Genomic DNA, 24027 nt, shown 5'->3' with positions numbered 1-24027 from the left:
ACTTATTCGTCTAATGGTAATTCTTCTTGCGCTTCCTCGAGGGTTACGGTCTCTCCTGTTCCAATCCCGTAAGCATCGCGGACGCGAGCAGAAACTTCTAGCATCATTTCTTGGTGTTCACGCATATAGTTTTTGGCGTTTTCACGACCTTGACCGATGCGATCCCCTTTATAGGCATACCACGCACCGCTTTTATCAACGATGTCTTGTTCCACGGCCATATCCAATAATTCACCTTCTTGTGAAATACCTAGACCATACATCATGTCGACTTCCGCTACTTTAAATGGTGGCGCTACTTTGTTTTTGACTACTTTGATCTTCGTGCGGTTCCCGATGATATCTGTACCGGATTTCAATTGCTCAGCACGACGTACTTCCAAACGGATGGTTGAATAGAATTTCAACGCACGTCCACCAGGTGTCGTTTCTGGATTCCCAAACATGATCCCAACTTTTTCGCGAATTTGGTTGATAAAGATCGCGATCGTTTTCGTTTTGTTGATGGAACCAGAAAGTTTCCGTAATGCTTGTGACATCAAACGAGCTTGCAAACCAACGTGGGTATCACCCATTTCACCATCGATCTCCGCTCGTGGGACTAAAGCTGCTACCGAGTCAATAACTACGATATCAACCGCACCACTTGAAACTAAGGCGTCAGCGATCTCTAATCCTTGTTCCCCTGTATCTGGTTGTGATAACAAAAGATCATCGATATTTACGCCTAATTTTTGCGCATACTGAGGATCTAACGCATGTTCGGCATCGATAAATGCTGCTGTTCCGCCATTTTTTTGGACTTCCGCAATGGCATGTAAAGCAACTGTCGTTTTACCAGAACTTTCTGGGCCGTAAACTTCTACGATCCGTCCTCGTGGGTAACCACCTACACCTAATGCAACATCCAAGGCCAATGAACCACTTGGGATCGTTGAAATTTGTTGATCAACTTTTTCGCCAAGCTTCATGATGGCACCTTTACCATAGTTCTTTTCAATCTTCTTTAGTGCAGCATCTAAGGCTGCTTTACGATCATCTGCCAAACGGATAATCCTCCTTATATTCATCACTTTCGTGTGTCGTTCATAAGATAATAATAGTCCTTCTGAAGGGAAATTGCAAGAAAAAACGAACAAACATTCGCATTAATTTAATAATTCCTTACGTATTTGATTTAAGCCTGCCATGACAGCACTATGCCGAATATAGGAGCGGTCGCGGTTGAAGTGATACAGCTGGCTTGAGACGCCTTTGTCAGAAGCTAAGGCGATCCAAACAGTGCCTTTGGGCTGACCTTCTAGTTCGTCTGGACCAGCAACACCGGTGAAGGCCACCGCATAATCGGTCTCTGCTTGTTTGCGGGCATAGACGGCCATTGCTTCCGCACACTCCTGACTAACAGTCCCATAGCTTTCTAAAAGCGCTGAATCGATGCCTAAGAGCTTGCTTTTTGTTCCAGCAGAATATGTCACGAACCCACCGGGAAACACCTCAGAGACGCCAGGAATCCCTCCTAAGGTCGCTTGAAACAAACCAGCGGTCAAACTTTCCGCTGCGGTGACGGTTTTCTTTTTCTCGATTAGTAGATCGACGACTGTTTCTGCCAGCGAATTTTGTTCCCCATATCCATAGAAATACGCACCGACCCGTGCTTGGACGGTTTCTTCTAATGCATCCAATTGTTTGATTCCTTGCGCCTCATCTGCGGTTTTGACCGTCAGACGCAATGTGACCTCATTGGGTTTGGCATAAGGGGCGATGGTGGGATTGACTTGGTTCTCGATCAAATCGGCCAATTCTGTGACCAACGCCGATTCCCCGATCCCGTAATAGCGCAAAACGCGAGAAAGCAAGACTTCTTCTTGGGGAAACTGCTCTAACAGAAGTGGTTTTGCGTGGGTAAGAAACATCGCCTGCAGTTCACTTGGCGGTCCTGGCAGCAGCAAATAACTGGTAGCGGCTGTCTGATAAAAAATCCCGATCGCTAGTCCATTGGGATTTGGCAAAGACACACCGTCTTTGAAGACTAAGGTCTGCCGCAAATTGTTTTCCGTCATCCTCCGTTGACTGTTTTCAAAGAAGGCTTTCAATTGGTGATAACCTGGTTCATCTCGCACTAATTCCTGTCCCACATGGCGCGCAGTGACTTGTTTCGTCAAGTCATCGTCGGTGGGCCCTAAGCCGCCGCACAGCACGATCAAGTCGCTGCGTTTGTCGGCGATCGTCAGCAATTCTTCTAAGCGATTGGGGTTGTCCCCGACAACACTATGATAAAAAACATCGATCCCAAGACTTGCCAGTTCTTCTGACAAGAAGGTCGCGTTCGTATTCACCACCTGTCCTAAAAGTAATTCGGTCCCGACTGCAATAATTTCTGCTTTCATTCGTTTACTCCTTCATTTATCAGATACGTAAAAGTCTTTCATATTGACAAAAAAAGTCCAGAAAACTTCTGAACTTTCGTGACTTGTATCCTTGTTTTTATCGCTTCTTTATCTAGATCTAGAAATTTTACATAGAATCTTTAAAAACATTCGTATTTTTTATGAAATAATCGACCCCGGAATAGATCGTGAAGATCAAACATAGATACAACATGATTTGATCGACAGGTAAACCGATCATTGAAAAGGGAATGTTGTTCAAGAACAAGAAAATGATCGCAACCATTTGTGTCGCGGTTTTGATTTTCCCTGGCCACGCAGCAGCCATGACTTCCCCGCTTTGTTCCACTAACAACAAGCGTAACCCTGTCACTGCCAACTCGCGGCAAACGATGATCGAAACTACCCAGCCTGGGGCTTTGTCTAATTCAACCAGCATGATAAAAGCCGTCATGACGAGCATTTTATCTGCTAACGGGTCAGCAAACTTCCCGAAGTTGGTAACAAGGCCTCTGGAACGAGCGATCTTGCCATCTAGCCAGTCTGTAATGCTGGCTGCCGCAAAAAGGATCGCTGCAATAAGGTGCGTGTTTTCTAATTGTGTCGTACCAACGGTCAGCGTACCAAGATCGATTGGCAAAACCAAGACCAAAATAAAGATGGGGATCATAATGATCCGTAATACAGTTAATTGATTGGGTAAATTCACGAAATAGACTCCTCTCTGCCGACTATTGTACGAAATAACGGCAAATCATGCCACTACTTCTGCTTTTCAATGGTCGGATGCAACAGATAACTTTTTAGCTAATGATACCTCAATAAGGCGCATTTGTCAGATTTATGCCGCATCGTCTTGGTATTCAATCACGAGGCGGACTGTCTTTTGTAACAATTCAAATTGCGGGTCAGAAAAGTCCACTTCCTGACCATTGGCAGTGATGGAGATATTTTGGCTTGCGCCCAGGGTCAAGGTCGCATTCGTGGCGCCTTCTGGCAGCGTCATCGATTGCGTTTCCCCCGCTTGTAGAGTGTATTGGTACACATAAGCGTTGTCAACTTGTACACCGACCCAACAAGAAGCATCTAGCCCAGTAAATGCCAATTCAATAGGGTTTTCCGCATCTTTCATCGTGATCGTGATCGAGGATTGCGTGGAATCGCTAGCCGTCATCGTCATTTTCGCTTCGCTGGATTCCGTCGTACTTGATGACTCCGTCGCTTCACTCGAAGTACTGGTTTCTTCCGTACTTGTCGTGGTGGAAGCTGTAGACGCCGAATTTTCTACCACGAGAGAAGAACTCCCTTGGATCATCGGTGTTGTATTACGGTCTTGCCAAGCCATGTAGCCCACGATACTCACGATCGTAATGGCAACCAGACCTAATAAAATCATCGGCAAATAGCGGACGACAAATGAGCCGCTTTTTTCTTCTACGTGCTGTGCTTTTCGTGAGCCGCTGACGGTTTCAGGCTGCGGTCTTTTTGGTAAGGGGGCGTCTAACGTATCTTTGCCATCAAAAACGGCCACCAATTTGTCGCCGTCTTCTCCAACCGCTGCTGCATATTGGCGAATAAACGCGCGGACATAAAAAGTGCCTGGCAATTGATCAAAACGCTCCGCTTCAATTGCTTCTAAATAGCGTTTTTGGATCTTTGTCATTTGTTGTAATTCAATCAATGAAATGTTTTTATCTAAACGGGCTTGCCGTAATTTTGCTCCAATCGTTGTTTCGTTGGCCACTCGATCATCTACTCCAGTCTTTTATTCATCTTTAAAAAAAGCCCTAAAATCGCTTCGCTGCTTGTCGTAAGGTCAGCAAAGCTGCTCTATCATTTTAAAACAGGGGTTCCCTGTATCAGTCAATAAAAAAAACTCCGTCACGCCGATTTCCATCTGGGCGCGCCGTCTACTAAATATAACATTTTTTCCGTGATTTTTTGCAAAAAAACAAAAAAAGATTTTGCTTCAATAATTAAAGAATACCATAAAAGAAAAAGTCTGAGGATAGCCTAACCACAACTCGCAAACAAATTTTAATACTTTTCGCCAAATTGGCATCAAAATGCAAGAAAAAACCACCCTTTGACGCAAAAAGAAAACACTGAATGATCTAGGAGGTGGGCAGCCCTTGAGCTGTTGGGCCTTCCTCCTTGAATCATTCAGTGTCGCTTAAATGACAGCTGTTTGACAAAACCAGCCTTCGCTTAGACTTTTTCCGTTGGATACATGTAAAAACGGCTAAACGCTTTAGGATCGATAAAGGAACGAGCCGCTTGCTGAACATCTTCCAAAGTGATCGATTGGATCACCTCCGGTAGATCAAAGAGCGTCGTTTCACCGAATAAGCTTTGGGTAAACTGGTTTGCAATAAACTCCAATGAGTTCAGTGATTGGAAATATTTCCCTAGCATTTTCTTCTTCAATAACGTCAAGTTTTCTTCATTAATCTCTGGGTCGTGCTGGAAATTCATTAAGATCGCTTCGATCTCTGCCAACATTTCTTTTGGCTCTTCAGAATCCCCCGAGAAATCGGCAAAGTAAAAGCCGCGATCCAAGTTCACTTCAAATCCAAACGTGTCATCGATGATGCCTTGATCATACAGACGCAAATAATTGGCGGAAGTATTGCCTAAAACCAATTGGCAGAAAAGGTTCAACGCATTTTTGAAGCGTAAGAGCTCTCTTCCTGATTCCGGCAGTTTGTTCAAGTCCCCTTTGATCCCTAACACGCCTTTAGCACGTGTCACTGGCATGGTAAGGCTTGATTCTGCTTGAATATCGGCAAAGGTTTCTTCAGGAAACTGGCGAATGATCGCTTGCGTTTCTGGAAAGGTCTTGGCCGCTTGATTGGTCCGAATCCACGCCATCGTTTCTTCCGGATCGATGTTGCCTACCACAAAAAGTGTCATGTTGCTTGGGTGATAGAAGGTATTGTAGCAAAGATACAAGTCTTCTGCGGTGATCTGCGCAATGCTTTCCACCGTACCAGCGATATCGATATGCAGGGGGTGCTTCGGATACAAATTTTTGATGATGCCGAAAAACTGCTGCCAGTTCGGATCGTCATCATACATTTGGATTTCTTGGCCAATGATCCCTTTTTCTTTTTCGACGGTTTCTTCTGTGAAATACGGGGCTTGAACGAAATCGATCAACGTTTCAAGGTTCAGCTTGATTTGATCGGTTGCCGAAAAAAGATAGCTGGTTTTCGTGAAACTGGTAAAGGCATTGGCAGAAGCCCCCTGCTGACCAAAGGTTTGAAAGACATCGCCGTCTTCTTTTTCAAACAGTTTGTGCTCTAGAAAATGGGCAATGCCATCTGGAACTTGATGCAATGCTTCGGGTGAAAACCCGAAATGATTGTCGACAGAGCCATAGTTCGTACTGAAAAGTCCGTAAGTTTTATGGAAATCGGCTTTTGGCAGCAAATAAACTTTCAAGCCGTTTGGCAATACTTCTTCATAAAGGGTCTCATTGATTTGCTGATAGACTTTTTTATTCATGGGTCGTCTCCTTATCCAGGAAGAATACAGCTTGCAAGGACACGTTTTTGGCCAATGCTTGGACATCTGCTACGGTCACTTGAGCCAATTTCTGCATAAATTCATCTTCCGTCATTTTCGTATTCGGTACCCACTGATTCAGATAGGCTGTTTCGATCAGTGCTTGTGGGTTATCCAACGAAAGCAAGTACTGGTTTTTCAACATCGCTTTTGTTTGTGCCAGTTCTTCCGCTGTGACTTCGCCACGCTGCAAGCTTTGCAGCTGTTGTTCGATCAATTTGAAGACCTTGTCGCGGTTTTTGCCGTCGATTCCTGTTTGGACCGACAAGTACCCGCGAAACGTATCGATACTGCTGGAAGCATAATAAGCCAAACTTTCTTTCTCTCGGACATTCATAAACAGTTTTGAATGAGGGAATCCGCCAAACAACCCGTTGAAGACCATAAAGGCGATCCGCTCGGCTTGGTCATAATACACGCCAGTATGATAGCCTAAGTTCAATTTGGCTTGAATGATTGGTTCCCGCAAGATTTTCTCGCGAATGATATTTTCCGCCGCTTGCTGATAAAAGACCGGTATTGCTTGGTCTGGCCGATCGGTAAAGGCCATGTTCTGGAAAATCTCCGCGACTTCTGCTTCAACCACATCGCCGATCACAAAAAGATCGATTTGGTCATTGTCCATCATTGAGCGATAGGTTTGGTAAAGCTCTTTTGCGGTCACAGCTTCTAAGTCTTGGGGACGGCCAAAGCTCGGATACTTCTGATTCTGATCGTTTTCGAAATACAACTCTTGCAGCCCTAAAGAAGCCAATGCTTGCTTATCTTCTGCCACACTGTTCATATAGGCGATCAAGTTGTGCTTTTCGATGGTAAAGTTCTTTTCCTCAAATTGCTCCTCGTGGGCATTCGGATGGAACAAAACTTCTGCTAAAAAAGCGGCTGCTTGCGGCAAGACTGCTTCATCTGACACATACTTCCCGTTGACAAAGGACATCGCTGCATTGATTTGATGCAGATTGCCCCGTTTGTTGACATTCATTCCGAAGCTGGCACCGTAAAGCTCCGCCAGTTGACTGCTAAATGCGGTCTGCGTCGGATAAGCCAAACTAGTCGTTTCTAATAAACTAGTCAATAAAGTCCGTTTGGCGGTCATTTCGGCCTGCAATGGTGCAGTGAACCGAACGAAAAAACGGATCGTTTTATACTTTTTGGTCGGCAGCACCGTTAACCGAACACCTTTTTTTAATTCAATAGACATGTGACACCCCTTCTAGAAGCAAAATTATCTCTTCAATTATAGCATAGCTGACAAACTTTCTCCTTGGCTCATTGATCAAACCTGCTGCAGCGAGCGTTTTTTTTTATAAATCTTGCATTTTTCGCTATACTGTCAGTAAGATTTAGAAGGGAGGATACAGGATGATTAAAGAATTTAAAGAATTTATTTTACGAGGAAACGTCATTGACTTGGCGATCGGGGTCGTAATCGGGAGTGCCTTCACCGCAATCGTCACTAGTTTAGTTGAAGGATTGCTGACACCATTGGTTTCATGGATCTTATCACTCTTCGGTAACGCCGATGCCTTTTCTGGCTTGGTCTTTGAACCCGCCAAAAATGTAGTCTTTGATTTTGGCCGCGTCATCACTGCCATTATTACGTTCTTGATTACCGCATTTGTCTTGTTCTTGATTGTCAAAGCAGTGAACAAATTACGCAATCTGAAACAACAACCTGAGGAAGACGAAGTACCAGAAATCACTGCAGAGGATTATTTAGAAGAGATTCGTGATCTTTTAAAAGCGCAAACGCCTACTGCCAACACCGTTGATCCACGTCCAACATCATTGGACGATACGATCAGATAAGAAACCGGCTCTTTGTCATTAAGGACAAAAGAAGCAATTCGGATTCATCCGATCCATCAATCATAGCACTAAAAGAAGCAAGCACGGCGAACCTCTCTAGAGAGTCGCTGTGCTTGCTTCTTTTTTCATCCCGACATGCAGGATCCCGTCTTCATAAAAAGGCGGTGTAATGGTTTTAAAGCCATACTGGCCGTAGAATTTTTCTAAGTGGGCTTGTGCTTCGATCTCAATAGGCAAAGCCGGATAACACTGCTCAATGCGATGCAAAACTTCTTTGATCAGACGATGGCCTTCTTTTTGCCCCCGGTATGTCGGTGCCACAATGATCCGACCAAAATGCACCGTTTGTTCCTGCTGGAAAATACGGGCATACGAAACGACCTGCCCGTCCTCATCAAGGGCCCATAAATGTTTGGCCTGTGCATCGATCGCATCGATCTCCTGATACGCACACGCTTGTTCCACCACAAAAACTGCTGTGCGCAAACGGGCAAGTTGATAAAACTCCACCCCAGTCATTTCCCCTAACTCTTTTAGAAAAAACGCCATCCCATCACTCCTTATCTTGTTGAACCAAAAAAGAGTCAACAAAGTGTCAACTCTTCTTGTTTCAAACAGCTTCCGATAAAAATTCAATCTCAACAGTTCTGGTTAAAATATCTGAATAACTATAAGAAACCCGCTCGAATGAATTCTCGTTTGGATCCAAATCTACAACAAAAACTGAAGGATAAGTTTCTGTCAAAACGCCGCGACGTTCAGTTTGACGCTTACGTCCAGTCTGAGCAACTAGCATAATCTCACTACCGATACGGCCTTCTAAATCTTTCTTGATTGTAGCTAAAGTTGTTGGCATCGCATTCACCTCGAGCATCATTATACCACGAAATGCAGAAAATTTCAAGTTTACCATAAAATAATTCTACTTTCAATAAGATTTTTGTTAAACGTCTTTGATAAGCGCTATCAATTTTGTCCTACCGCGACTGAAAGCGCTTTTTATTTTTTTCGTAAGACAGCTTTTCTTGAGCCGCAATCTGATCAAGTTCTAATCCTTTTAAATAATTCATTATAACCATTCTTTCTAAAGACGATAAACTTTTCGGATACTCTACCAACGATTCATTAACAAACAAATAGGTCTCTGCAGTTTCCGCACAGCGATTATGATCGGTCAAAAACCGATTGCCTTCCTGTGAAAGCTTTTCTTCCAGCGAGCAGGCATCGACTTGGGCTTTGCGTTTTTGGGCATGCTGCGCCCGCAACAAGCTGCAGATACGGTTTTCAAAGGATCGCTTAAACAAGATACCCAGCGTCGTTCCTTTGTCCTGATCGTAAGTCTTTAGACACTTATTAAAAACGATCCGGCCTTCTTGCAGCCAATCATCTAAGTCATAATCCCGCAGATAATATTTTTTATGCAAAATCTCAACGATCGGTCGATATTTTCTGAACAACTCTTCAAATCTATCAGAAGGGTGTGATACTTGTCCTTCTTCCCTGCGCATCGATATCACTCCTTTTGTTTTTGCTTCATTTGCTACAAAAGGAGCGTATCATAAATGGCTGGGACATCTTCTAATTTACCAGACCAACTTTGTCCCTAACTAAGGTCGCGCAATTTCTTTTCAAGTTCAGCTAATTGTTCCGGTGACCAAGGGGAATTGCGCCGGAAATTTTCAAACCGCAAATCGGTTTGATGCTCGTGGATGTCTTTTTCCGTTTTTTCCACGCTTTTGTACAATTCCCGTGCCGAAGTTCGTAAGGCACCTTGAGAGAAGATCACCCACTGTTCGGCTAAATCGCTGGTAGCGACGGTGACTTGCGTCAATCGATTGTTTAACTCACCAGCGATTCGTTCAATGTAGCTGTCGGCGGTCTCTCCTTCTTCGGTAAAAATAACTTCCAGCTGATATTTGGTGTAACTTTGTGTCACACCAGGCACCAGTTGGGCATCAAAAACAACGATGATTCTCAAGCCTTCATATTTTGCATAATTCGATAGCCGGTTCAGCAAAGCTTCTCTCGCATCTTCTAAACGGTCCTGATTTTTCAAAAGAACCAGCTCCGGCCAAGCGCCAATCATATTGTAGCCATCCACGATCAGCAAAGGGGTTTTCATTGGGATGCCCCATTTCGGCTAGTAAAGGCCTGATACATCAACAAGCCTGCCGCCACACTGGCGTTCAAGCTCTGCACGTGCCCGGTCATTGGGATCGTCAGCATTTGATCCACTTCTTTTTTCAAACCTTCCCCCATGCCGCGACCTTCGTTACCGATGATCAAACCGACCGCCCCTTGGGCATTCCATGTACGGTAATCACTGCCGCTCATATCAGTACCGAAGATCCAAAAACCAGCTTTTTTCAGCTGCTGGACTGCTTGGGTCAAGTTGGTCACTCGAGCCACAGGGATATGTTCCACTGCGCCGGTCGATGTTTTCACCACGATCGGCGTGATCCCCACCGCACGGTGTTTCGGAATGATGATCCCGTCTACGCCGCTGGCATCAGCGGTTCGCATGATGGAGCCGAAATTATGGGGATCTTCTAGATTATCTAAAATCAGATACAGCGGCTGTTCTTTCGTTTGGGCCAACAATTCATCCAAGGTCAAATACTGGTAAGGGGTGATCGCCAAGATCATGCCTTGATGGACCCCTTGGTCACTCATCGTATCCAGCTTTTGTTTTGGCACCCATTTGACAGGAACTGCCTGTTCCCGTGCCATTTCTTTCAGACGATCGATCTTTTCTCCCCTTGCCTCTTCAGAAAGAAACAGCTTGTTGCCTCGCCCTTCTTTCAAGGCTTCAGCAACCGCATGATAGCCAAAGACAAAATTATCTTCGATGGCTTCTCCCTCGGCTTCTTTGCGGCGATCCGGTCTATTTTCTTTTCTAGCTTCTGATTGGCCAGCTGTTTTTTTATTTGGACGCTTTCTTTGCGGTTTTTCTCGCATCTTCTTCTCCTACTTTCTTTATACACCAGTCTACCAGCTCGTCTAAGCGTTCTTTTTGCTGCGTGAGGTGCAAATACCCGATCAGCGATTCAAAGCCAGTAGCGATGCGATACGTCGTGACATCGGCATTTTTGGCACCCGTATGACTTTTACTATTACGGCCGCGGCGATAAAAATCATGTTCTTCTTCGGTCAAGATCTCTTCATCCAACATCTTTTGGATCAACGCTGCTTGGGCCTTGGCAGATACATAGTGGGTCGCCATATGGTGCAGTTGGTTTGGTCGGGTTTGGCCTTGGGCGACTAAATAATCGCGAATATAGACTTCATAGACCGCATCCCCCACATAGGCCAATGCCAAACCATTCAATTGTTTATAATCTCTCATATTTCTCGTCTCCATCGGGTTCCTTGCGGGGTATCTTCTAAGATGATCCCTTGTTCTTTCAACTCATCACGGATTTGGTCGCTGCGGGCAAAATCTTTGGCTTTGCGGGCGGCGATTCGTTCATTGATCAGCTGTTCGATTTCTTCATCTAGCAATTCTTCTGATACAAAATAAATCCCGAAAATCGTCAGCCATTCGCTGAACTTGGCTAATCCAGCGGTTAATAAAGCCAAGTCTGTTTCTGGGTCTTCGCTAGCTAAGTTCAGCCACTTCGCCAATTCATAGACCACTGTGATCCCATTAGCCGCGTTGAAATCATCGTCCATTTCTTTGATGAAACGTTCTTCAAATTCTTCCAGAACCGGTGCATTGACTTCCTCATCGCTGGCTTGATAGTGACTGCTATTCAAGCGGAATTTGGCATTTTCATAGGTCGTACGCAATTTTTGCAGATTGGTTTGTGCTTCATGCAAGGTAGTCTCGCTGTATTTGATTGGTCGGCGGTACTGAGTCGTTGCCAAAAAGAAACGCAGCACCTGTGGATCAACTTTTTTGACCATCTCATGCACCGTGACGAAGTTGCCCAGCGACTTACTCATTTTTTCTTCGTCTTCACCGATCGTCACATAGCCATTATGCATCCAATAGTTGGCAAAGGTCTTGCCGGTTTTTGCCTCGCTTTGGGCGATCTCATTTTCATGATGAGGGAAGGTCAAGTCTTGTCCGCCTCCATGAATATCGATGGTCTCGCCTAGGTGTTTGGTCGCCATCACCGAGCATTCGATATGCCAGCCGGGACGGCCGGCTCCCCAAGGAGATTCCCAAGCGATCTCATCGCCTTTTGCCGCTTTCCACAAAGCAAAATCCAACGGATCTTCCTTGATTTTTTGTTCTTCACCGGTTCGCTGGCTTGCGCCGACTTCCAGCTCGTCGATGGATTGGTCGCTTAATTGCCCATAGTGAGCAAATTTACGGGTACGGTAATAAACATCGCCATTGACTGGATAGGCATAGCCTTTTTCTACAAGAGCAGCAATAAAGGCAATGATGTCTTCAATATGATCCATCACACGAGGATTCATCGTAGCAGGTTTGACATTCAGCGCTGCAGTATCTTCATTGAAGGCGTTGATAAAACGCTCTGCCACTTCTGGGGCCGTCGTACCTAATTCTTTTGCTGCACGAATGATTTTATCATCGACATCGGTAAAATTCATCAAATAGTCCACTGTATAGCCGCGGTATTCGAAATAACGACGTACGGTATCAAATGAAACAGTACTGCGGCCATTCCCGATATGGATATAGTTATAGACGGTGGGTCCGCAAACATACATTTTTACTTTCTTTTCTTCCAATGGCTGAAACACTTCTTTTTCTCGTGTCAGCGTATTATAGATTTTAATCATCGTGGGTAACCTTCTTTCCTTTGATTCGAACGATCTTTGCCGGGATGCCGACAGCAGTTGCTTCTGCGGGGATATCCTTCAAAACCACTGCATTGGCGCCGATCTTTGCACGCTCACCGATCGTGACAGGACCTAAGATCTGCGCATGGGCTGAGAGAAACGCACCGGTTTTAACCGTGGGATGACGCTTGCCCCGCTCTTTGCCGGTTCCCCCCAGGGTGACTCCGTGAAACAAGACGACATCATCTTCAATGATCGCCGTTTCCCCAATCACGACCCCCATCCCATGATCGATAAAGACCCCTTGACCGATCTGGGCACCAGGATGAATCTCGATCCCGGTCAAGAAACGCCAAAACTGGGCCGTCAGTTTTGCCAAAAAATACCAGCGATGCTGAAACAAAAAGTGCGCCCAACGATGCCAAAATAAGGCATGGAATCCCGGATACGTGATGATGATCTCCAACGTTGATCGCACCGACGGATCGTGTTTTTTTGTTGCCGCAATTGCTTTTTTGAACCAAGTCATCTTCTCACCTGCTTTATCCAAACTTCTTGATACGAAAAAAGCGTCTTTCAAATAAGTTTCCTTATTCAAAAGACGCTTTTTTGCGTGGTCCCACTTTTGTTCGCAGTTCGGCACTGCCTTCAAGCGGGTAACGTCCGCTGCTTCGTCTTTGACTTGCGCCAAAGCCACTCCTAGGTGCATTTCCTAGCCTTTTTTGACCACTCTCACCTTCCGTGGCCTCTCTGAAAAAAATCGGCTAGTACTTCGTCTATTCGCTGTGTTTATAACACGTTATTCAAATGATCAAGGGCTTTTTCTTTCCCTAATAATTCAACGGTATCCGGTAGTTCTGGTCCATGGGTTTGGCCTGAGACTGCCACTCGGATCGGCATGAATAAATTCTTGCCTTTGATGCCTGTTTCTTTTTGGATCTCCTTGATAGCTGCTTTGACTGCTGCAGCTTCAACAACTGGCATCGCCAGCAATTTTTCTTTAAAGGCTGTTAAAACCGTCGGTACGGTTTCCCCTGCCAAGACTTCTTTGGCTGCATCATCTAATTCAGGGTATTCTTCGAAGAACAATTCCGAAAGATCGACGATTTGAGCCGCAAAACTCATTTGTGGTTGATACAAGGAAACGATTTTTTTCAACCAAGCAGCTTTTTCTTCGGTCAATGTTTCTTCGATGCGGCCAGCTTTTACCAAGTAAGGAACGCACATTGCCGTCAATTCATCCAAATCCATTTGTTTCATGTATTGGTTATTGACCCATTCCAATTTCTTGGCATCGAAGGCAGCTGGTGATTTGCTCAACCGTTCAGGATCAAAGATTTTGATCAATTCTTCTTGAGAGAAAATTTCTTCCTCCCCAACTGGTGACCAGCCTAAAAGTGCAATAAAGTTGAACATAGCATCTGGCAAATAACCCAATTCACGGTATTGCTCGATGAATTGCAGAATCGATTCGTCCCGTTTGCTTAATTTTTTCCCAGTTTCGCTATTGATGATCAACGTCATATGCCCGAATTCCGGTGCTTGCCAGCCAAATGCTTCATAGATCATCAACTGTTTTGGTGTGTTGGCGATGTGGTCATCTCCACGCAACACATGGGTGATTTTCATATGATGGTCATCCACTGCTACTGCAAAGTTGTAGGTCGGCATGCCATCACGTTTTTGGATGACAAAATCGCCACCGACATTATCTGATTCAAAAACGATCTCGCCTTTGACCATGTCATGGAATTTGTATTCAGTATTGCGAGAGACACGGAAACGAATCACTGGTTTCAAGCCTTGTGCTTCTTTTTCGGCTTGCTCTTCCGGTGTTAAGTTGGCACATTTCCCTGCATAATGAGGCATTTCGCCACGCGTTCTTTGGCCTTCGCGTTCGGCTTCCAACTCTTCTTCCGTACAATAACACTTATACGCACGATTGCTTGCGAGCAATTGATCGATCAGTGGTTGGTAGATATCGCCGCGTTCTGATTGACGATACGGCCCATATTCCCCTGGATTTTCAGGTGATTCGTCCCAATCCATCCCTAACCATTGCAAGTTTTCAAGCTGGCTTTTTTCACCATCTTCAATGTTTCTTTTTTGATCGGTGTCTTCGATTCGGATAATAAATTCACCGTCATTGTGACGAGCAAACAAATAATTGAATAAAGCCGTCCGAGCATTCCCGATGTGTAAATGTCCTGTTGGACTTGGCGCGTAACGTACACGTACTTTTGTCATTGTTTTCCTCTTCCTTCATCTGATTTCCAAGCCAGCCAAGCTGCTTGGGGCTTATTGTTCAGTTTAGTGGGAAAGACCCGCGTAAAAAACAGAACCCTCAAGTTGAATTGTACAATCAATAACCCAATTAGTAAAGGCAGCTGGCATATTTTACGCCAGCTGCCGAGGATTATTTCTCTGATTTTGATCCTTCTTTGTTGTCGATACCGCGACCAGAATGGGCTGGTTTGGCAAAAATCATCCGCCCAGCTGCCGTTTGCAAGGCGCTGGTGACGATCACTTCGATGTGTTCGTTCATGTAATGCTGGCCATCTTCCACCACGACCATCGTCCCGTCATCTAGATAAGCGACCCCTTGCTGCCGCTCCGTGCCAGCTTTCACTACTAAGACGTGCATGCTTTCTCCTGGAATCACCACTGGTTTGACCGCATTGGCCAACGCATTGATATTCAAGACCGGCACATTTTGAAATTCAGAAACTTTGTTTAAATTGTAGTCATTAGTCACAACGACACCATCCAGCAATTTCGCTAACTTGATCAGCTTGCTGTCGACTTCGGAAATGTCTTCAAAATCGCCTTCGTACATCTCAACTGCGATGCCTTCTTCTTTTTGCAAAGCATTCAAAATATCCAAGCCGCGACGGCCCCGGACCCGTTTCAAACTATCGCCAGAATCTGCGATGTATTGCAATTCATACAAAACGAAATTCGGGATCAGCAGGACGCCTTCCAAAAAGCCGGTTTTGGCAATATCATAGATCCGGCCATCAATGATCACGCTGGTATCCAAAATTTTGTATTTGTGGAAATGGTCCGCAATTTTTCTTTCTAGCATCTGCTGTTCATCTTGCTCTTGAGGCTCTGCCTTTTTGTTTTTCGGGGCAAAGACTTTTTTCCATTCATCGATCCGTGTCGTCCCGATCTGAAAACCGAGATACCCTAACAGGACCATCACTAAAATTGGGGCGATCCCGTTGATAAAAGGAATATCCCAATTGTAAAAAGGAATCGACACGATCACACCAATCATCAGACCGATGATCGAACCAATTGCGCCAAACAAGAGATAGGTTAAGCTCAATTCACTTAGTTTTTCTTCAATTTTGCGAATACCGGCTGCAATATATTTCGCTAATAGTAAAGATAATAAAAAGAAAATAAGGGCTCCAAGCAAACTATTAGTGATGTTATTATTCAGCCATTCATTTTGGGTTTGCCCAATGGCTTGCCATGCGATGGGCATCAGTGAGATCCCTAGACTTGCTCCGGCAAGTACCATTAGTGCGGTAATGACTCGTTTCTGCATACATGTTCCTCCATACTCCAGTAGGTTTCTTTTGTTCAAAAATCCGTGCTGCCAAACTGACTCCTTCCACCAGTCAGCGGCTGTCGGTTGGTTCAATGAATGAACCAGCAGCGTCAGGGCAAGAGGAAGGGAGATTGCCCCTTGCTCTTGCAGTGACTCCACTTTAACGGAAGACTTTCCGTAAGGTTTCGGCTAAGGTAGACACGCCTTCGACTTCGATGCCTTTTGGCGGCTGCCAACCAGTCAGATTGTTTTTAGGCAAATAAACTTTTGTAAAGCCCAGTTTCTGCACCTCTTTGACCCGTTGTTCGATCGCATTGACTCGGCGAATCTCACCCGTCAAGCCAATTTCACCGATAAAACACTCCGTCGGGCTGGTGCCTTTTTCTTTATAGCTGGAGGCGATACTAACAGCGATCGCTAGATCGATCGCGGGTTCATTTAATTTGACCCCGCCGGCTGCTTTTAAGTAGGCATCTTGATTTTGCAGCAGCAAACCTGCCCGTTTTTCTAAAACCGCCATGATCAGCGAGACCCGGTTGAAGTCTAGCCCCGTCGTCGTGCGTTTGGCATTGCCGAACATCGTTGGCGTGACCAGTGCTTGGATCTCCACCAAGATTGGCCGACTGCCTTCCATTGCCACTACGATCGCCGATCCAGTTGCGCCTTCTAAGCGTTCTTCCAAAAAGACTTGTGACGGATTGGCGACTTCTTTCAACCCGCCTTCTTCCATTTCAAAAATCCCGATCTCATTGGTGGACCCAAAGCGGTTTTTGACGGCCCGCAAAATCCGAAAGCTGTGGTGCTTTTCGCCTTCGAAATACAAGACGGTATCCACCATGTGCTCCAGCATCCGCGGTCCTGCGATCGAGCCTTCCTTCGTCACGTGGCCAACGATAAAGATGGCGATGCCATTGGTTTTAGCGATTTTCAGCAATTCTGCGGTCGTTTCTCGCACTTGGCTGACACTGCCTGCCACACTGGTGATATCCGGTTGGGTCATGGTTTGGATCGAATCGATGATCACATAATCTGGGCGGATGTTTTCGATCGCTTTACTGATCTCTGACATGTCCGTTTCCCCATAGAGATAAAATTCCGTGTCGATGGCGCCTAAGCGCTGCGCCCGCATTTTAATCTGCTCGGCACTTTCTTCTCCTGACACATACAAGACCGTTCCGCCGATCGCTGCTAATTGCTGGGAAACTTGCAAGAGCAGCGTCGATTTTCCGATCCCGGGATCCCCACCGATCAAAATTAAGGAACCTGGGACCACGCCGCCGCCTAAGACGCGATTCAACTCAGCGAGTTTCGTTTGGACCCGCGGTTCTTTTTTCGGTACGACATCGGCAATTTTCGTCGGCTGCATCTTTTGCCCCGTCAATGTCGTACGTACACGACGATCAGCGGTTTCTTGGATCACTTCTTCTACCATTGAATTCCAGCTGCCGCAATTGGGGCATTTTCCTAAATATTTAGGGGAACTATACCCGCAATTTTGACAGACAAATTGACTTTTTGCTTTTTTTGCCATTGATCTCCTCCACTACTTCTATCAAACAGACCCCCAGGCAGGATTTACTGATTCGAGGAGCCAAAGCCGCCGGTTCGGCTGGCAGTGGTTGTATCTTGATCAGCTTTTAAGAACGGCAAGAAAATTCCTTGGCCGATCCGCTCGCCTTTTTTAATGACGACATCTGTGGGGCCGAAATTAGTAAACTGGAACATAATATGCCCTTCATTATCTGGATTGTCATAGTAATCGCTGTCGATGACGCCGACACCATTCGTCAAGACTAAGAAACGTTTCAAAGGATTGCTGGAACGATTTGTCAGCTGCAAATACTCGTCTTCCCCCATATAGGCTTTGATCCCAGTGGGAATCAAGGTTGGCTTCAACTGTTTTGCGGTCTCTTTCGCAAAAAGCGCTTTGACCCCATCGATCACGCCCGCTTTCCAAATGCTTGGCACCACGATTTCTTCCGCGGCTTCAAAGTCATAACCAGCCGCATGATGGGTGGCACGTTGAGGCAAGGTGATGCTTTTTTCTTTATATGATGTAATAATTTCAAATCCTCGTAATTTCATGGGTTCCTCCAATAATAAAACATATAGCTATTTTAGCATAGGAAGAACTATTTTCTTCATGGAAAACACAATTATCGAAAAGTCTTTACAATTTCTTCGTTTAAAATAGCTCAAAAAGAAAAAAGAGCATGACGAAACGCCCGTTTGCGAGTACAATAGAAAAAATATCAAAAAATAGGCGGTGGCATATGCGCGCAGATCTTTCAAACAAAAACCGAATCGTTGTAAAAATCGGCACCAGCTCGTTGATTTATCCCAATGGTGCCATCAATCTAGCTGGCATCGATGAATTAGCCTTTGTCTTAGCAGCTTTGCAAAACCAAGGCAAAGAAATCATCTTAGTTTCTTCCGGGGCGATCGGTGTTGGCATGAACAAGTTAAATTTGAAAGAACGACCCGTGGAGATCCCACAGCAGCAAGCCGTGGCAGCCGTTGGCCAATCGGAACTGATGACGATCTACAACCAGCGTTTTCAAAGCTATAGCCAGCAGACTGCACAAATTCTGATGACCAGAGACATCATCGAATTTCCCCAAAGCCGTCAAAACGTTAGCAACACCTTAGAGCAACTACTTACGATGGGGATCATCCCGATCATTAATGAAAACGACACGGTGGCAGTAGATGAATTGGACCATCTCACCAAATTTGGCGACAATGACCAGTTGTCAGCGATCGTCGCTCAGTTGACGAAAGCCGAGCTTTTGATCATGCTTTCTGATATCGATGGCTTTTATTCCGCCAATCCGCTGAATGATCCTGATGCCGTTTTGTATTCCGAGATCAATGAAATCACCCCGGAACTTTTAGAACAAGCTACGGGAAAAGGCAGTCCTTATGGAACCGGCGGTATGACCAGTAAACTAAAAGCCGCCCAACGCATCTTAGACGTGAACAGTCACATGCTGCTGGCTAACGGCAAGCAGCCGAAAATTATTTTTGACTTGCTCGCAGGGGAACCTGTCGGCACCCACTTTTATCAACGAACGGAGGATGAGCAATGAGCAACTTGCAAACGATCGGTCAACAAGCTCAAGCAAGCGCCCAGACATTAAGCTTACTGAGTGCCAGTGAAAAAAATCACCTACTGGTAGCGATGGCCGATGCTTTAGAAAAAGCTACTGAGACGATTTTAGCTGCTAATCAACAAGACCTAGCTGCCGCAAAAGCCAAAGGAACCAGCCAAACGATGCTGGATCGACTGTTGCTGACAGAACAACGGATCACAGAGATGGCTAACGGCATCCGAGAAGTCGCCCAATTGCCCGATCCAATCGGTGCCGTGGATAAAATGTGGCGCAATGCTGACGATCTTTTGATTGGTCAACAGCGGGTGCCCTTAGGGGTCATCGGCATCATCTACGAAGCTCGTCCTAATGTCACCACTGACGCCGCTAGTCTGTGTTTCAAATCAGGAAATGCCGTGATTTTGCGTGGTGGAAAAGAAGCCTTCCACTCCAATCAAGTCCTCGTGACTATTTTACAAGAGGCATTAGCTGCCAATGGACACTCCCGCCATGCGATCCAGTTTATCGAAGACACGAGCCACGAAACAGCGGCTGAACTAATGCGTCTGACGGATTACTTGGATGTTTTGATCCCCCGTGGGGGCGCCGGCTTGATTCGTCGCGTCAAAGAGACCGCCACAGTACCAGTGATCGAAACCGGCACTGGCAACAATCATATCTACATCGATAAAGCCGCCCAGCTGCCGATGGCACTGGCGATCGTCACGAATGCAAAAACGCAACGCCCTTCTGTCTGCAATGCCATCGAAACGATCCTCGTCCATGAAGCAGTGGCAGCGGAATTTTTGCCAATGGTAGAACAGCAATTTGCCAATCAAGTCGAATTGCGAGGAGATGAAAAAGCGTTGGCGTTTTTAAACAATGCACAGCTTGCCACTGAAGAAGACTGGGCAACCGAGTTTTTAGACTATATCTTAGCGATCAAAGTGGTGGCTTCGCTAGAAGAAGCCATTGCCCACATCAATCGCTACAATACGAAGCACTCCGAAGCGATCATCACTGATGATTATTTCGCTTCCCAACGCTTCTTGAAAGAAGTTGATGCGGCGGCGGTTTACGTCAATGCCTCGACCCGTTTCACGGATGGCTTTATGTTTGGCTTTGGTGCCGAGATCGGCATCTCGACGCAAAAACTACATGCCCGTGGGCCAATGGGGTTAGAAGCACTGACTTCCACCAAATACATTATTTATGGCGAAGGACAGATCCGTAAGTAACGATATGCAAAAACAGCCCCCTGCTGTAGTGTCCCCAAAAAAGTTCGATCAAAAGCGAACTTTTGGAGGTCGGTACACCCGTGCAAGGGGTTGTTTTTGCGTCTTCTTATGCTTGTGCAGCCCGCAAAACGAAGGAAAGCGGGTCGATGCCAAACAATTCTGTCAGCACCCGATTGGTTGTGGCAAAAACGTCTGCTTCACAACTCTTTTTCGGACAAGCAATCGTCTGTCCTTTGCTGGAAAACGTATCCTGGCGGCTGCCTTCTACAAAAATCACTTCTTGTGTTCCTTTGCGATAGATCAGCCCTTCGTCTTCTTCCAATAATAAGCGAGTTTGCCACTGATTGATTTGAGCGATGGGCATCACCAAGGAAGCAACATCCAAGTTTTCTAGCGAAAAACAACGACCATCTGGCAGCTGCAGCATGAAGGTATTGAGTTCATAAGGCAAACAAGCATTGCACCCTCCTTCTGTGATGACTTGGCTCGTGAGGATTTCTACGTTCATTCGTTTCGTCTCCTTTCATGAATGCTTCATGTTTAGTTTATCACAAAACCTATGACCCACGGCGGAGCAATTATTCCGCCTTAAGTTGGATGTTTTTCTTCTTCCTTCTTGCTATGCTAAGGATAAGAAAAAAAGTCTAGGAGGAGTCGCTATGAATACAGAAAGTTTATTAGGAAGAATCGTTACTGTCGTGGCAGTTTTAATCGCAGCATCTCTTGTTTTATCTGTCGTATTAGGCATTGTTGGTGGGTTGATCGGATTGATCTTCCGTTTCGGGATTCCTTTACTGCTGGCCGTTTTGATCGTTCGCTGGTTAACATCGATTCGCCAAAAGCCAAGAAAATATTATCGTTAATTACACGTAAACCAAAAACACCTGACTTTCCAACAGTCAGGTGTTTTTTTATCGATCAGCCTAATGCTACATCTAAAACCATCATTAAGATAAAGCCTAGCATGACGCCAAAGACCGCAAAATGGCGGCGACTCGTCAAGGTTTGCTGCGCTTCTGGAATCAATTCTTCCACCACTACATAGATCATAGCACCCGCTGCAAAAGCCAACGCATACGGCAAGACAGCGGACATACTCGTTACCAACAAAGCCCCGATCACACCCGCGATCGGTTCAACGATCCCAGATGCTTGCCCATACATAAAGGCTTTGGTTCGGCTTAACCCTTCTTGGCGCAAGGGGATCGAAACGGCTGCGCCTTCTGGAAAATTCTGGATCCCGATCCCGATTGCTACCGAAAGTGCTGCTAAGATCGCAGCTCGTGGATCATCAGCACTAGCCGCCGCCCCAAACGCTACCCCTACCGCCAAGCCTTCTGGGATATTATGTAGTGTGATGGAAAAAACCAGCAAGATCGTTCGCTTCAAATGACTGGGCAATCCTTCTGTTTCATGATTCGGACCAAAATGCATATGCGGGAGCGTCTTATCTGCTGCATAAAGAAACAAACCGCCCAAACCAAACCCGATACTGACCACCAGCCACGGAATATCGCCATTTTCTTCGGCTCGTGCGATCGCAGGATCTAATAACGACCAGAAACTAGCGGCGATCATCACTCCAGAGGCAAACCCCAGCATTGTATTCAGGACATTTTTATTGATTTCTTTGAAGAAAAAGACTAGCGCTGCCCCAAGCGCCGTCATACCATACGTAAAGATTGTCCCCGCCAGCGCTTGCTGCCATGGCGACAATCCAACCAACCAATCCACCATTCGTCTGCTCCTTTGTCTAACTATTCTACCAATACTCTAGCATAGGAAGCCGTCAGGTTCTACTAGGAAGGCAGCAGCAGCCAAAATTTTTCTTTCACCAGCCCTAAGCCTTTCCCGATGAAATCCTCGGCTTTACTTGAAAGTTTCAACATTCATCGCTATAATGCTAGGAGACTCCATGTCAATTTATATAAAGTGAGGAAAAGAATTGATTACAGTAAGTGATGTAAGTTTGCATTTTTCAGACCGCAAACTGTTTGATGATGTTAATATTAAGTTTACGCCTGGTAATTGTTATGGTTTGATTGGTGCAAATGGTGCTGGTAAATCAACTTTTTTAAAAATTTTATCTGGTGAGATCCAACCTTCGACCGGGAACGTTTCTTTAGGTCCTGATGAACGGATGGCTGTCTTGAAACAGAACCACTATGATTACGAAGAGTTTCCAGTGATCGAAACGGTCATCATGGGCCATAAACGTCTCTACGAAGTGATGAAAGAAAAAGACGCGATCTACATGAAGGAAGACTTTTCTGATGAAGATGGGATTCGTGCCGCCGAACTAGAAGGCGAATTTGCGGAACTTGATGGTTGGGAAGCAGAGCCAGAAGCAGCCGTTCTTTTGCAAGGCCTGAACATTCCCGATGAATTGCATCATGTCTTGATGAAAGATCTAACTGCTGGTCAACGGGTAAAAGTCTTACTCGCACAAGCCCTTTTCGGTAAGCCAGACGTCTTGCTCCTAGATGAGCCTACCAACGGATTGGATATCCAATCTATCAACTGGTTAGAAGAATTTCTAATCAACTTTGACAACACTGTCATCGTTGTTTCCCATGACCGCCACTTCTTAAATAAAGTTTGTACCCATATGGCCGATCTAGACTTCGGCAAAATCAAATTGTTTGTCGGCAACTATGATTTCTGGTTGGAATCAAGCCAATTAGCGGCGAAATTACAATCCCAATCAAATGCAAAAAAAGAAGAGCAGATCAAAGAACTGCAAGACTTTATCGCACGCTTTAGTGCCAATGCATCAAAATCCAAACAAGCAACGTCTCGGAAAAAAATGTTGGATAAAATCACCCTTGATGATATTCAACCTTCGTCCCGCCGTTATCCGTTTGTTGGTTTTAAACCAGAACGTGAAATCGGGAATGACTTGCTGCAAGTCGACAATGTCAGTGTGACGATCGACGGCAAAAAGATTTTAGACAATATCTCTTTCACCTTGAATAAAGACGACAAAGTCGCTTTTGTTGCCAATAGCGATATCACCACCACGACGCTATTCAAAGTCATCATGGGGGAAATCACTCCTGATACAGGTAGTGTTCGTTGGGGCGTCACCACGCAGCATGCCTACTTGCCAAAAGATACGACCAGCGAATTCGATACGGATACCCCGATCGTTGATTGGCTGCGTCAATACGCAAGCAAAGAAGAAGACGACAATACCTTCTTGCGCAGCTTCCTAGGTCGCATGTTATTCTCTGGTGATGAAGTATTAAAACCCGTCAACGTTCTTTCCGGGGGCGAAAAAGTTCGCTGTATGTTGTCGAAAATGATGCTTTCAAAAGCCAACGTATTGGTGTTGGATGATCCAACCAATCACTTGGACTTAGAATCGATCACCGCATTAAACGATGGTTTGATGGCCTTCACCGGCTCATTGTTGTTTGCTTCTCATGACCACCAATTTATTCAAACCCTTGCGAACCGTATCATTGCGGTCTCTAGCAAAGGCGTGGTGGATCGTGCCGAAACGACCTACGATGAATTCTTAGAAAACAAAGATGTCCAAAAACGCGTAGCAGAAATGAATCAATAAGCTGCTTCTACAAAAAAGAACGCTCCAGTTGCCTGCCACCAAGGCTGCAACT

Annotated in this window: 24 protein-coding genes, 1 pseudogene and 1 other annotated feature; of the genes and pseudogenes, 5 read left to right on the top strand and 20 right to left on the bottom strand. The window is 45.5% G+C overall.

The window, feature by feature from the left end:
- Nucleotides 1–2 precede the first annotated feature (2 nt).
- From recA to yfmF, 6 genes are all read right to left on the bottom strand, one after another.
- Entirely contained in the window at nucleotides 3–1046 is a 1044-nt protein-coding gene (gene recA / locus IGI86_RS00195) for a recombinase RecA (protein WP_008376737.1), read from the bottom strand.
- Nucleotides 1047–1148: 102 nt separating this feature from the next.
- Nucleotides 1149–2387: a competence/damage-inducible protein A gene (locus IGI86_RS00190; protein WP_430599770.1), complete on the bottom strand. Its 1239-nt coding sequence runs from the start codon at nucleotides 2385–2387 to the stop codon at nucleotides 1149–1151.
- A gap of 127 nt (nucleotides 2388–2514) precedes the next feature.
- The gene (gene pgsA / locus IGI86_RS00185; RefSeq protein ID WP_008376742.1) at nucleotides 2515–3096 is read right to left on the bottom strand and encodes a CDP-diacylglycerol--glycerol-3-phosphate 3-phosphatidyltransferase; all 582 of its coding nucleotides are present in this window, start codon (nucleotides 3094–3096) and stop codon (nucleotides 2515–2517) included.
- Between the two features lie 132 nt (nucleotides 3097–3228).
- Nucleotides 3229–4131 carry a helix-turn-helix domain-containing protein gene (locus tag IGI86_RS00180; protein ID WP_288363040.1) on the bottom strand — a complete coding sequence of 301 codons (903 nt, stop codon included), beginning with the start codon at nucleotides 4129–4131 and terminating at the stop codon, nucleotides 3229–3231.
- Nucleotides 4132–4595: 464 nt separating this feature from the next.
- Nucleotides 4596–5894, bottom strand: a complete 1299-nt coding sequence (gene yfmH / locus IGI86_RS00175; protein ID WP_288363042.1) for an EF-P 5-aminopentanol modification-associated protein YfmH — start codon at nucleotides 5892–5894, stop codon at nucleotides 4596–4598.
- Nucleotides 5887–7155 carry an EF-P 5-aminopentanol modification-associated protein YfmF gene (gene yfmF, locus IGI86_RS00170; RefSeq protein ID WP_005232897.1) on the bottom strand — a complete coding sequence of 423 codons (1269 nt, stop codon included), beginning with the start codon at nucleotides 7153–7155 and terminating at the stop codon, nucleotides 5887–5889. Before yfmF ends, yfmH begins: the two co-directional genes overlap by 8 nt.
- A gap of 161 nt (nucleotides 7156–7316) precedes the next feature.
- Here yfmF and mscL point away from each other — a divergent pair, with 161 nt between their 5' ends.
- Nucleotides 7317–7763 (top strand): large conductance mechanosensitive channel protein MscL, encoded by a 447-nt coding sequence (gene mscL, locus IGI86_RS00165; protein WP_005232898.1) that lies wholly within the window; start codon nucleotides 7317–7319, stop codon nucleotides 7761–7763.
- A 96-nt stretch (nucleotides 7764–7859) separates the two neighbouring features.
- Here mscL and IGI86_RS00160 read toward each other — a convergent pair whose 3' ends face one another.
- The 12 genes and pseudogenes from IGI86_RS00160 to IGI86_RS00105 all read right to left on the bottom strand — a co-directional run bounded on the left by IGI86_RS00160 (nucleotide 7860) and on the right by IGI86_RS00105 (nucleotide 18162).
- Nucleotides 7860–8312 carry a GNAT family N-acetyltransferase gene (locus IGI86_RS00160; RefSeq protein WP_087664730.1) on the bottom strand — a complete coding sequence of 151 codons (453 nt, stop codon included), beginning with the start codon at nucleotides 8310–8312 and terminating at the stop codon, nucleotides 7860–7862.
- Nucleotides 8313–8373: 61 nt separating this feature from the next.
- The gene (locus tag IGI86_RS00155; protein ID WP_005226417.1) at nucleotides 8374–8619 is read right to left on the bottom strand and encodes a Veg family protein; all 246 of its coding nucleotides are present in this window, start codon (nucleotides 8617–8619) and stop codon (nucleotides 8374–8376) included.
- 87 nt (nucleotides 8620–8706) lie between these two features.
- Nucleotides 8707–9271 (bottom strand): annotated as a pseudogene (locus IGI86_RS00150) (sigma-70 family RNA polymerase sigma factor).
- Nucleotides 9272–9366: 95 nt separating this feature from the next.
- On the bottom strand, nucleotides 9367–9885 hold the full coding sequence (locus IGI86_RS00145) for an NYN domain-containing protein (RefSeq protein ID WP_005232902.1): 519 nt from the start codon (nucleotides 9883–9885) through the stop codon (nucleotides 9367–9369).
- Nucleotides 9882–10721, bottom strand: coding sequence for a 23S rRNA (guanosine(2251)-2'-O)-methyltransferase RlmB (rlmB, locus tag IGI86_RS00140; protein WP_005232903.1), 840 nt, complete (start codon nucleotides 10719–10721; stop codon nucleotides 9882–9884). Before rlmB ends, IGI86_RS00145 begins: the two co-directional genes overlap by 4 nt.
- Nucleotides 10687–11109 (bottom strand): Mini-ribonuclease 3, encoded by a 423-nt coding sequence (locus IGI86_RS00135; RefSeq protein ID WP_005232904.1) that lies wholly within the window; start codon nucleotides 11107–11109, stop codon nucleotides 10687–10689. Before IGI86_RS00135 ends, rlmB begins: the two co-directional genes overlap by 35 nt.
- Nucleotides 11106–12518: a cysteine--tRNA ligase gene (gene cysS, locus IGI86_RS00130; protein ID WP_016619443.1), complete on the bottom strand. Its 1413-nt coding sequence runs from the start codon at nucleotides 12516–12518 to the stop codon at nucleotides 11106–11108. The genes IGI86_RS00135 and cysS overlap by 4 nt, the downstream gene beginning before the upstream one ends.
- On the bottom strand, nucleotides 12511–13047 hold the full coding sequence (gene epsC, locus IGI86_RS00125; protein ID WP_061054472.1) for a serine O-acetyltransferase EpsC: 537 nt from the start codon (nucleotides 13045–13047) through the stop codon (nucleotides 12511–12513). The genes cysS and epsC overlap by 8 nt, the downstream gene beginning before the upstream one ends.
- Before the next feature lie 65 nt (nucleotides 13048–13112).
- Nucleotides 13113–13311: a binding site (T-box leader), on the bottom strand.
- Nucleotides 13308–14765 carry a glutamate--tRNA ligase gene (gene gltX / locus IGI86_RS00120; protein WP_087664729.1) on the bottom strand — a complete coding sequence of 486 codons (1458 nt, stop codon included), beginning with the start codon at nucleotides 14763–14765 and terminating at the stop codon, nucleotides 13308–13310. (Overlaps the previous feature by 4 nt.)
- A gap of 169 nt (nucleotides 14766–14934) precedes the next feature.
- The gene (locus tag IGI86_RS00115) at nucleotides 14935–16074 is read right to left on the bottom strand and encodes a PIN/TRAM domain-containing protein (protein WP_005232908.1); all 1140 of its coding nucleotides are present in this window, start codon (nucleotides 16072–16074) and stop codon (nucleotides 14935–14937) included.
- A gap of 163 nt (nucleotides 16075–16237) precedes the next feature.
- The gene (gene radA, locus IGI86_RS00110; RefSeq protein ID WP_005226394.1) at nucleotides 16238–17608 is read right to left on the bottom strand and encodes a DNA repair protein RadA; all 1371 of its coding nucleotides are present in this window, start codon (nucleotides 17606–17608) and stop codon (nucleotides 16238–16240) included.
- A 44-nt stretch (nucleotides 17609–17652) separates the two neighbouring features.
- Nucleotides 17653–18162 (bottom strand): dUTP diphosphatase, encoded by a 510-nt coding sequence (locus IGI86_RS00105; RefSeq protein WP_005232909.1) that lies wholly within the window; start codon nucleotides 18160–18162, stop codon nucleotides 17653–17655.
- A 188-nt stretch (nucleotides 18163–18350) separates the two neighbouring features.
- Between IGI86_RS00105 and proB the strand changes: the two genes are divergently transcribed.
- Together proB and IGI86_RS00095 are read left to right on the top strand one after the other, a co-directional pair.
- Nucleotides 18351–19166 carry a glutamate 5-kinase gene (gene proB / locus IGI86_RS00100; protein WP_430617627.1) on the top strand — a complete coding sequence of 272 codons (816 nt, stop codon included), beginning with the start codon at nucleotides 18351–18353 and terminating at the stop codon, nucleotides 19164–19166.
- Nucleotides 19163–20407, top strand: a complete 1245-nt coding sequence (locus IGI86_RS00095; RefSeq protein ID WP_430617626.1) for a glutamate-5-semialdehyde dehydrogenase — start codon at nucleotides 19163–19165, stop codon at nucleotides 20405–20407. The genes proB and IGI86_RS00095 overlap by 4 nt, the downstream gene beginning before the upstream one ends.
- Before the next feature lie 106 nt (nucleotides 20408–20513).
- On the opposite strand, the gene IGI86_RS00090 is transcribed toward IGI86_RS00095, so the two are convergent.
- Nucleotides 20514–20915, bottom strand: coding sequence for a DUF4809 family protein (locus tag IGI86_RS00090; RefSeq protein ID WP_016611671.1), 402 nt, complete (start codon nucleotides 20913–20915; stop codon nucleotides 20514–20516).
- Between the two features lie 151 nt (nucleotides 20916–21066).
- Between IGI86_RS00090 and IGI86_RS00085 the strand changes: the two genes are divergently transcribed.
- Complete coding sequence (locus tag IGI86_RS00085; RefSeq protein ID WP_008376766.1) at nucleotides 21067–21270, top strand: hypothetical protein; 204 nt, start codon at nucleotides 21067–21069, stop codon at nucleotides 21268–21270.
- 55 nt (nucleotides 21271–21325) lie between these two features.
- Here IGI86_RS00085 and IGI86_RS00080 read toward each other — a convergent pair whose 3' ends face one another.
- The gene (locus IGI86_RS00080) at nucleotides 21326–22144 is read right to left on the bottom strand and encodes a ZIP family metal transporter (RefSeq protein ID WP_005232914.1); all 819 of its coding nucleotides are present in this window, start codon (nucleotides 22142–22144) and stop codon (nucleotides 21326–21328) included.
- A gap of 208 nt (nucleotides 22145–22352) precedes the next feature.
- Here IGI86_RS00080 and IGI86_RS00075 point away from each other — a divergent pair, with 208 nt between their 5' ends.
- Nucleotides 22353–23975, top strand: coding sequence for an ABC-F family ATP-binding cassette domain-containing protein (locus IGI86_RS00075; RefSeq protein WP_005226380.1), 1623 nt, complete (start codon nucleotides 22353–22355; stop codon nucleotides 23973–23975).
- Nucleotides 23976–24027 lie beyond the last annotated feature (52 nt).

This window comes from Enterococcus sp. AZ188 (assembly GCF_050544075.1).
Lineage (GTDB): Bacteria > Bacillota > Bacilli > Lactobacillales > Enterococcaceae > Enterococcus_D > Enterococcus_D entomosocium.
Note: the sequence above shows the minus strand (reverse complement) of the source record. Positions and strands in the feature narration are given on the sequence as shown.

What these genes read in the sequence shown, in the direction of transcription:
- IGI86_RS00190 (WP_430599770.1), bottom strand. Translation starts at nt 2,387, where the DNA reads ATGAAAGCAGAAATTATTGCAGTCGGGACCGAATTACTTTTAGGACAG.
- yfmH (WP_288363042.1), bottom strand. Translation starts at nt 5,894, where the DNA reads ATGAATAAAAAAGTCTATCAGCAAATCAATGAGACCCTTTATGAAGAA.
- yfmF (WP_005232897.1), bottom strand. Translation starts at nt 7,155, where the DNA reads ATGTCTATTGAATTAAAAAAAGGTGTTCGGTTAACGGTGCTGCCGACC.
- mscL (WP_005232898.1), top strand. Translation starts at nt 7,317, where the DNA reads ATGATTAAAGAATTTAAAGAATTTATTTTACGAGGAAACGTCATTGAC.
- IGI86_RS00160 (WP_087664730.1), bottom strand. Translation starts at nt 8,312, where the DNA reads ATGGCGTTTTTTCTAAAAGAGTTAGGGGAAATGACTGGGGTGGAGTTT.
- IGI86_RS00155 (WP_005226417.1), bottom strand. Translation starts at nt 8,619, where the DNA reads ATGCCAACAACTTTAGCTACAATCAAGAAAGATTTAGAAGGCCGTATC.
- IGI86_RS00145 (WP_005232902.1), bottom strand. Translation starts at nt 9,885, where the DNA reads ATGAAAACCCCTTTGCTGATCGTGGATGGCTACAATATGATTGGCGCT.
- rlmB (WP_005232903.1), bottom strand. Translation starts at nt 10,721, where the DNA reads ATGCGAGAAAAACCGCAAAGAAAGCGTCCAAATAAAAAAACAGCTGGC.
- IGI86_RS00135 (WP_005232904.1), bottom strand. Translation starts at nt 11,109, where the DNA reads ATGAGAGATTATAAACAATTGAATGGTTTGGCATTGGCCTATGTGGGG.
- cysS (WP_016619443.1), bottom strand. Translation starts at nt 12,518, where the DNA reads ATGATTAAAATCTATAATACGCTGACACGAGAAAAAGAAGTGTTTCAG.
- epsC (WP_061054472.1), bottom strand. Translation starts at nt 13,047, where the DNA reads ATGACTTGGTTCAAAAAAGCAATTGCGGCAACAAAAAAACACGATCCG.
- gltX (WP_087664729.1), bottom strand. Translation starts at nt 14,765, where the DNA reads ATGACAAAAGTACGTGTACGTTACGCGCCAAGTCCAACAGGACATTTA.
- IGI86_RS00115 (WP_005232908.1), bottom strand. Translation starts at nt 16,074, where the DNA reads ATGCAGAAACGAGTCATTACCGCACTAATGGTACTTGCCGGAGCAAGT.
- radA (WP_005226394.1), bottom strand. Translation starts at nt 17,608, where the DNA reads ATGGCAAAAAAAGCAAAAAGTCAATTTGTCTGTCAAAATTGCGGGTAT.
- IGI86_RS00105 (WP_005232909.1), bottom strand. Translation starts at nt 18,162, where the DNA reads ATGAAATTACGAGGATTTGAAATTATTACATCATATAAAGAAAAAAGC.
- proB (WP_430617627.1), top strand. Translation starts at nt 18,351, where the DNA reads ATGCGCGCAGATCTTTCAAACAAAAACCGAATCGTTGTAAAAATCGGC.
- IGI86_RS00095 (WP_430617626.1), top strand. Translation starts at nt 19,163, where the DNA reads ATGAGCAACTTGCAAACGATCGGTCAACAAGCTCAAGCAAGCGCCCAG.
- IGI86_RS00090 (WP_016611671.1), bottom strand. Translation starts at nt 20,915, where the DNA reads ATGAACGTAGAAATCCTCACGAGCCAAGTCATCACAGAAGGAGGGTGC.
- IGI86_RS00085 (WP_008376766.1), top strand. Translation starts at nt 21,067, where the DNA reads ATGAATACAGAAAGTTTATTAGGAAGAATCGTTACTGTCGTGGCAGTT.
- IGI86_RS00080 (WP_005232914.1), bottom strand. Translation starts at nt 22,144, where the DNA reads ATGGTGGATTGGTTGGTTGGATTGTCGCCATGGCAGCAAGCGCTGGCG.